Source organism: Aquicoccus sp. (assembly GCF_041686535.1).
GTDB lineage: Bacteria > Pseudomonadota > Alphaproteobacteria > Rhodobacterales > Rhodobacteraceae > Aquicoccus.
The window spans coordinates 1-6,411 of the sequence record NZ_JAWLDS010000130.1 but is presented as its reverse complement, the minus strand read 5'-3'; the positions used below and the strand labels follow the sequence as shown (position 1 = coordinate 6,411).

Here is a 6,411-nt window from a genome sequence, read left to right as displayed (position 1 = left end):
GGCTTTGTCCAGAAAGCACCGCGCAGTCACGGCCACCGGGCTCACGCGGTCGTGACATCCGGATCGCGCCCTGCCGCGTATGATGCAAGAGAGCCATCCACAGAAAGGACCCGACATGACTGGACCCGCCTTTTCCATCACCCGCCGCCATGCGCTCATGGGGGCAGCCGCCCTGCCGCTCGCCGCCGCCGCATCGCGACCGGCCTTCGGCGCGGCCGAGATGCTGGGCATGGCAACGACCCGGTTCAACCGGTTCAAGCTGGGCGATTTCGAGGTCACGGCGCTCCTGGCCGGCACCCGCACCGTGCCCGACCCGCAAACCATCTTCGGCCTGAATGCCAGCCAAGAGGAGTTTGCCGCGGCGTCCGAGGCCGCCCATATCCCGACCGACAAGGCGCAGTTCTTCTTCACCCCCACCGTGGTGAATACCGGCTCCGAACTCATCCTCTTCGACACCGGCCTCAACCCCGGCGGCATCACCGGCGCGTTGCGCGCCGCGGGGTACGAGCCCGAACAGGTCGACAAGGTGGTAATCACGCATATGCATGGCGACCATATCGGCGGGCTGAGCGAGGATGGCGCAGCCACTTTCGCCAACGCCACCCACATCACCGGCGCGGCGGAATTCGACGCCTGGAACGAGACAGACAACGACGCCTTCGAGGCAAAGGTCCGCCCGCTGGCCGAGCAATTCACCATGATCGGCGATGGCGAGAGCATCGCCTCCGGCATCACCGCCATGGCCGCCTTCGGCCATACACCCGGCCACATGACCTACATGATCGAAAGCGGCGACGAGCAATTGCTGCTCGCGGTCGATTTCGCCAATCACTACGTCTGGTCGCTGGCCCATCCCGAATGGGAGGTCCGATTCGACCAGGACAAGGAAATGGCCGCACAAACCCGCCGCCGCATCCTCGACATGCTGGCCGCCGACAAGATCCCCTTCATCGGCTACCACATGCCCTGGCCCGCCATGGGCTTTGTCGAAACCCGTGGCGACGGGTTCCATTACGTGCCCACATCCTACCAGATGATGCTTGAGTAAGCCGCGCCCGCACGCCATATGCGGGCCATGACCCATGGCCCGCTGCCCACGCTTGACGAGATCGAACAGATCGCCCGCGATGCCGTCGCGGGCTTTCCCGCGCCATTCCGTGCGCCCGCCCGGGACGTGGCGATCCATGTCGCCGACTGGCCCGACGCGCAGATGCTGCGCGAACTCGACATCGACGATCCGCGCGACCTCACCGGGCTTTACGAGGGCATCCCGCTGACCGAGAAATCGGTCTTCGATCAGCCCACCGGCCCCGACCGGGTCTGGCTCTTCCGCCAACCCATCCTCGATGAATGGCGCGCGCGCGGCGACGTGGAATTGGCGGAACTCGTCGCCCATGTCACCGTGCACGAATTCGCCCATCATTTCGGCTGGTCCGACGACGACATTGCCACCATAGACCGCTGGTGGGAGTGATCCGACCGGGCCGCCGCACCGTAACCCCGGCATGACCAACAACGACACGCTCACGGTTTACCACGATGGCGCCTGCCCGCTTTGCGCGCGGGAAATCGCCCATTACCGGCGTCAGGAGGGGGCAGAGGCACTCTGTTTCGTCGACGCATCCGCGCAAGGGGATCTCGGCGATGACCTCTCGCGCGAGGCGGCGCTGAGGCGGTTTCATGTGCGCGATGCCGATGGCAATCTGGTTTCGGGGGCCGCGGCATTCATCAGGATCTGGGAGCGGTTGCCGCGCTGGCGCTGGGCCGCGCGGCTGGCCCGGCTGCCCGGGGTCACCCCGCTCCTGGAGCTGGCCTATCGTGGTTTTCTGCCGGTCCGTCCGCTCCTCTCACGCCTCGCCGGTCGACTGTCACGCTAGCCGCAGCGCCCCGCTCAGGCGTAGCTCACGACCTCCCATTCGGTGCCGTCATGGTCCCTGAAATAGAACCGCCGCCCCGGTTCGTAATCGGCGTGGGAATAGGACTCCAGCCCCGCCGCCCTGACCTTTGCCTCGATCGCGTCGAGATCCTCGACCACCACCCCGATATGGTTGAGCCCACCGGTGGTCGTGTAGCTGTCAACCGGTCGGCCGGCCCGCTCGGGATGACAATATAGCGCCACGTAGGTCTCATCTTCGCCCACATGCGCGCTTTCGCCATCGTGGATCGACCCGCCGCGCCAGCGCAGGGTCCAGCCGAACACCTCCCGAAGAAGCGCGATTGACCGGTCGAGATCGCTCACCGTCACGTTCACATGCTCCAGTTTCGTCACCATGATATGCCTCCTTTCCAAATGGCATGTCCGACGCTAATTTCTAAACCCAACTTTAGGTCAAGAGGTTTTTCATGCCCCCCAGCCCCGCCGACATGCTGCCAATCGGCCACATTGCCAGGCGCACCGGTCTGGCCGTTTCGGCGATCCGGTTCTACGAGTCGAAGGGCCTTGTCCGCGCCACGCGCACCGCCTCGGGCCAGCGTCGCTTTGCCCGGGCCGACATCCGCAGGCTTTCCTTCATCCGGATCGCCCAGGGCCTTGGCCTCTCGCTGCCCGAGATCGCGGCACTTCTCTCGGACCTGCCCGATGGTCGCACCCCGACCGCCCGCGACTGGAAGGCGATCTCACGGCGGATTCGCGCCACGCTCGACGCACGCATCGCCACGCTCGAAAAACTGCGCCACGATCTTGACGGTTGCATCGGCTGCGGCTGTCTCAGCCTTGAGCGGTGCCGCCTCTACAATCGCGACGACCGCGCCGCCGCCAGCGGTTCCGGCCCGCGCTACCTCATGGGCAACAGCGCCCAGGAGCCCGATGGCTGATCCCGCCGAACGGTGGAGTCACATGTTTCCGATCGTGAGGGCAGCACAGGGCCGCGGTCGGGTGCGCCCAATGTCAGCGCCGCGCGATTTATCCCGCAACATCACCCTCTGACCAGAGCGGCGCGCATCCCATCGAAAGCACCCGGCCGGGGGGCGGCCGTGTGCTGCCCGGGCGGCTGCGCCGCTGTTCCGGGCGGGCAAAGGCGATCCAGCGCCCGGCGCATTAATCAATTTTCCCTTAACAATTGCCGCAGCGCGGCGGTGCACGCCCGGCAGCCGCGCAGCAGCCGAGGATCACCCCTGGTTTTCGCCGCATTGCACCGCCGTTAACCGCTCGGGTCACGCCAGCGGTTGACGATCGGATAGCGCCGGTCGAGCCAGAAGGCACGCGGGCTCAACCTTGTGCCCGGGGCCGACTGGAACCTCTTGTATTCGCTGATATAAATCAGGTGTTCGATCTTTTTCACCACGTCCCGATCATGCCCCGCCGCCACGCAATCACCCACGCTCGCCTCCTGATCAACCAGCATTTCCAGAATGGAATCAAGCACTTCGTAAGGCGGCAGGCTGTCCTCGTCCTTCTGGTCCGGGCGCAGTTCCGCACTCGGCGGCTTGTCGATCACCCGCGCCGGGATGACCTCGCCCTCCGGCCCTTTCATCCAGGGCCGGTGATTGGCGTTGCGCCAGCGGCAGGTGGCAAAGACACGGGTCTTGTACATGTCCTTGATCGGATTGTAACCACCTGACATATCACCATAAATCGTGGCATAGCCCACAGCGACCTCGCTCTTGTTGCCGGTGGTCAAGAGCATCTCGCCGAACTTGTTCGACAGTGCCATGAGCAACAATCCACGCAACCGCGACTGGATGTTCTCCTCGGTCACGTCCGGTTCCGTCCCCTCGAACAATGGCGCCAGTGTTTCGGTCACGGCGGCGCGGGATTGCCCAATGGGAACAGTGTCATAGCGACAGCCCAGAGCCTCGGCGACCGCCTTTGCGTCTGCCAGCGAGTCCGCGCCCGTGTATTCCGAGGGCAACATCACGCAGCGCAGGTTCTCAGGCCCCAGCGCATCCGCCGCGATGGTCGCCACGATCGCGCTGTCGACGCCCCCCGACAGGCCCAGCAAGGCCTTGGAAAACCCCGTCTTTCCCATGTAATCGCGCAAGGCTTCGACCATCGCGCGGTAATCCTGTTCCTCGACCCCCGGCAGATGCGCCATCCCCCCCGGCTCCGCGCGCCAGCCATCAGCCCCGCGCGTGAAATCGACATGCGCGATTTCCTCTTCGAAAACAGGCAGTTGCACGACCAGTTCCCCATGAGGGTTGAGCACGAAACTGCCCCCGTCAAAAACCTGGTCATCCTGCCCGCCCACCATGTTGAGATAGACCAGCGGCAGGCCCGTCTCGATCACCCGCGCCACCATCTTGTTGGCCCGCACATCGAATTTCTGGCGGTAATAGGGGCTGCCATTGGGGATCAGCAGGATCTCGGCCCCGGTCTCGGCCAGCGTCTCGGCCACGTCCTCGAACCAGCCATCCTCGCAGATCGGGCTGCCGATGCGCAGATCGCCCACCACGTAAGGCCCTGTAACCGGCCCGCTTTCGAACACGCGCACCTCGTCGAACACTGTCTCGTTGGGCAGGTGATGCTTGAGAACCCGGGCCGTGATCTGCCCACCCCGGCAAATGTAATAGGCGTTGTAAAGCGATGTCCCCTCGAGCGCCGGGCCGCCAATCGCCAGCGCCGGCCCGTCCGCGCAATCGCGCGCCAGCGCCTCGATGGCCGCAATCGCCGCCTGGTGAAAAATGGGTTTCATCACAAGGTCCTGGGTGTTGTAGCCCGTGATGAACATCTCGGGCAGCGCAACCATATCGGCCCCCGCGTCACGGCCCGCCTCCCATGCCCGGCGCGCCTTGGCGGCATTGCCGTCGATATCGCCCATGACAGGGTTCAGCTGCGCCAGCGTCAGGCGGAATTGATCGCTCATCTTGCCCCCTCGGAACGGTTGCGGCCAGATTTAACAGATCGTGGCGCGAGGGGAAGCCGATTTGCCGCCGATCCCGCACGCACCGGCAAAAGACGTTGCCCATGGTGGCCCGCTCGCTTAGATTTGCCACGACCGGGCTGAAAGTGATGGCCAATTCAAACAGGGGGCCGGGCACGATGATGACCGCACGCACAACAAGGCTGACCGCATATGCCGTGGCACTCGCCTTCGGGCTTCCTGCCACGGCACAGGACGACGAGACCCGAACCAAGCAATACGACGATGGTGGTGTTTACGAGGGCACGTTCCGCGACGGGCTCCAGCATGGGCAAGGCACGTATCGTTTACCCAATGGTTACGAATATTCGGGAGAGTGGGTGGACGGCGAAATTCGTGGCCGGGGCACCGCCCGCTTTCCCAACGGCTCGGTCTACGAGGGCGAATTCGCCAAGGGCAAGCCCGAGGGCGTGGGCCGAATCGTTTTTTCCGACGGTGGCACCTATGAGGGCGATTGGGTTGACGGCAAGATCACCGGCCAGGGCGTCGCGGTCTATGCCAACGAGACCCGCTACGAGGGCGGGTTCCGCAACGCCATGCATCATGGCCGCGGCGTGATGACCTCACCCAATGGCTATGAATACGATGGCGACTGGGTCAACGGCGTCAAGGAGGGACAGGGCCGCATCACCTATCCCGAGGGCGGTGTCTACGAGGGCGAGATCGTGCAAGACGTGCGTGACGGCGAGGGCACGCTCACCATGCCCGACGGGCTTGTTTACGAAGGAAGCTGGAAAGATGGCCAGATCAACGGCACCGGCACGCTCACCCAACCCAATGGCGATGTCTACGAAGGCGAACTCGTGGCCGGCCAACGCGAAGGCAAGGGCAAGGTGACCTATGCCAACGGCGATGTCTACGAGGGCGAATTCGAGAACGACAAGCGCGAAGGCGAGGGCGTTTTCGAAGGCGCCGACGGCTATCGCTACGAAGGCAGCTGGGTGGACGGCCGGATCGAGGGATCGGGCACCGTTACCTATCCGGACGGATCGGAATATGTCGGCGAATTTCGCGATGACGTCGCCGATGGCGAAGGCAAGATCACCTACCCCGACGGCTCGACCTATGAGGGCGAATGGAAAGAGGGCGTCATCGACGGCAATGGCAAGGCCGTCTATGCCAACGGCACCACTTACGAAGGGGCGTTCCGCAACGCGCGCAACCACGGCTTCGGCGTGATGACCTATGACGACGGCTATCGTTACGAAGGCGAATGGCAGGATGGCCAGCGCCACGGCGAAGGCACCGCGACCTACCCGGATGGCACGATCTACAAGGGCACATTCGCGAATGGCCAGCGCCATGGCGAAGGCGAGCTCACCATGCCGGACGGTTTCGAGTATGTCGGCGAATGGGAGGAAGGTCAGATTTCCGGCGAGGGCCGGGCGACCTATGCCAATGGCGATGTCTATACCGGCACGTTCCGGAACGGCAAACGCGAGGGCACCGGCACAATGACTTATGCCGAAGGCGGCGAGGAAAGCGGTACCTGGGCAAACGGCGCATTTCAGGAGGGTCAGGAGGATCAGGAGGGTGAAGAGGATCAAGAGGA

7 protein-coding genes are annotated in these 6,411 nt (G+C 64.2%); 5 read left to right on the top strand and 2 right to left on the bottom strand.

Translation table 11 applies throughout. The features are described from left to right. Positions 1 to 115 precede the first annotated feature (115 nt). Genes ACESL9_RS16445 through ACESL9_RS16435 form a run of 3 tightly spaced genes read left to right on the top strand, consistent with a single transcriptional unit; the run spans position 116 to position 1,877 of the window. On the top strand, positions 116 to 1,048 hold the full coding sequence (locus ACESL9_RS16445; protein ID WP_372611231.1) for an MBL fold metallo-hydrolase: 933 nt from the start codon (positions 116 to 118) through the stop codon (positions 1,046 to 1,048). 27 nt (positions 1,049 to 1,075) lie between these two features. After that, the gene (locus tag ACESL9_RS16440; protein WP_372611233.1) at positions 1,076 to 1,474 is read left to right on the top strand and encodes a metallopeptidase family protein; all 399 of its coding nucleotides are present in this window, start codon (positions 1,076 to 1,078) and stop codon (positions 1,472 to 1,474) included. Between the two features lie 31 nt (positions 1,475 to 1,505). Continuing rightward, entirely contained in the window at positions 1,506 to 1,877 is a 372-nt protein-coding gene (locus ACESL9_RS16435; RefSeq protein ID WP_372675216.1) for a thiol-disulfide oxidoreductase DCC family protein, read from the top strand. Positions 1,878 to 1,891: 14 nt separating this feature from the next. Here the strand turns inward: ACESL9_RS16435 and ACESL9_RS16430 are convergent, their stop codons facing one another. Then, entirely contained in the window at positions 1,892 to 2,272 is a 381-nt protein-coding gene (locus tag ACESL9_RS16430) for a VOC family protein (RefSeq protein ID WP_372611237.1), read from the bottom strand. Positions 2,273 to 2,343: 71 nt separating this feature from the next. On the opposite strand from ACESL9_RS16430, the gene soxR reads away from it, so the two are divergent. Then, complete coding sequence (gene soxR / locus ACESL9_RS16425) at positions 2,344 to 2,814, top strand: redox-sensitive transcriptional activator SoxR (protein ID WP_372611239.1); 471 nt, start codon at positions 2,344 to 2,346, stop codon at positions 2,812 to 2,814. A gap of 326 nt (positions 2,815 to 3,140) precedes the next feature. Here the strand turns inward: soxR and ACESL9_RS16420 are convergent, their stop codons facing one another. Continuing rightward, the gene (locus ACESL9_RS16420; RefSeq protein WP_372611241.1) at positions 3,141 to 4,802 is read right to left on the bottom strand and encodes an NAD+ synthase; all 1,662 of its coding nucleotides are present in this window, start codon (positions 4,800 to 4,802) and stop codon (positions 3,141 to 3,143) included. 176 nt (positions 4,803 to 4,978) lie between these two features. On the opposite strand from ACESL9_RS16420, the gene ACESL9_RS16415 reads away from it, so the two are divergent. Then, the coding region (locus ACESL9_RS16415; protein WP_411269471.1) for an MORN repeat-containing protein at positions 4,979 to 6,411 on the top strand (1,433 nt) is incomplete at its 3' end.